1 protein-coding gene is annotated in these 1,020 nt (G+C 38.2%); it reads right to left on the bottom strand.

The genetic code is table 11. The features are described 5' to 3' along the window. A partial coding sequence (locus tag LQV35_RS09070) for a molybdopterin dinucleotide binding domain-containing protein (RefSeq protein ID WP_230057554.1) occupies positions 1 to 1,020 on the bottom strand: 1,020 nt, incomplete at both ends.

Below are 1,020 nucleotides of genomic sequence, written 5' to 3'. Positions count from 1 at the left end.
ACTCCCCCATACGCCCCATTCTCACTAATACCATCATACTTAACTATATCAGCTAAGCAAGTATGAGCTATATTTGACTGAGCTAGCTTTGAGCTACCCTTATCCATGGTAAGGACATTTACATTTCCACTATGACACATTCCATCATCTTGTGGATCCCACCAAGCACCCTCTCTTATGATAATCACATCATCACCTATATCACTGCTAATATCAGCCCCACAAAGTATAGCACCCCTATCGTTAAATACCTTTACTACATCACCTTGCTTTATACCCCTTTGCTTAGCAAGATTAGGGCTAATCATAACTGGCTCTTTACCTGCTATTTTACTATATGATCTTAAAATTTCAGAGTTATCAAGCTGAGAGTGTAGTCTGTATTTTGAATGAGCTGATACTACTGCTAGTGGATACTTTCTATCTTTATCTCCAAGCCACTCTATAGGCTCAAACCAAGCAGGATGACCAAGGCAGTCATCATATCCCATATTAGCTATACTTTCTGAGTAAATTTCTATCTTACCACTTGGGGTGTTTAGCTTATTATTTAAAGGATCATTTCTAAAGGCTACATAACTTGTGTGATTACTCTTTTCTTCATCTATCTTATCAAAGTGAAAATATCCCTTTTGCCAAAATTCCTCAAAGCTTGGCATATCATATCCCATATCACTTGCTTTTTTACTAGCATCACTATAAAGCTCTTTTATCCAGCCCATCTCATCTTTGCCTTCATTAAATGCTAGATCAAGGTTAAACCTACGACAAATTTCATTACATATCCAAAAGTCACTCTTGCTCTCACCATAAGGTTTAACGAGTGGTTTAATTGCAAATAGATACTCATTTGTAGAGTTTGCAAACTCTATATCAGCTCTTTCAGGCTGTATAGCAACTGGTAGTACAATATCTGAAAACTTAGCCTGCGATGTCCAAAATGGCTCAAGTGTGATGATGGCATCTAGCTTACGCAGTGCTATGGCTGCTCTGTTTGAGTCTTGGTGGCGGGTGAAGAGA

The sequence above is a fragment of the Campylobacter suis genome, from assembly GCF_905120475.1.
Lineage (GTDB): Bacteria > Campylobacterota > Campylobacteria > Campylobacterales > Campylobacteraceae > Campylobacter_A > Campylobacter_A suis.
The sequence above is the reverse complement of the archived record's forward strand: the minus strand, read 5'-3'. Positions and strand labels throughout refer to the sequence as shown.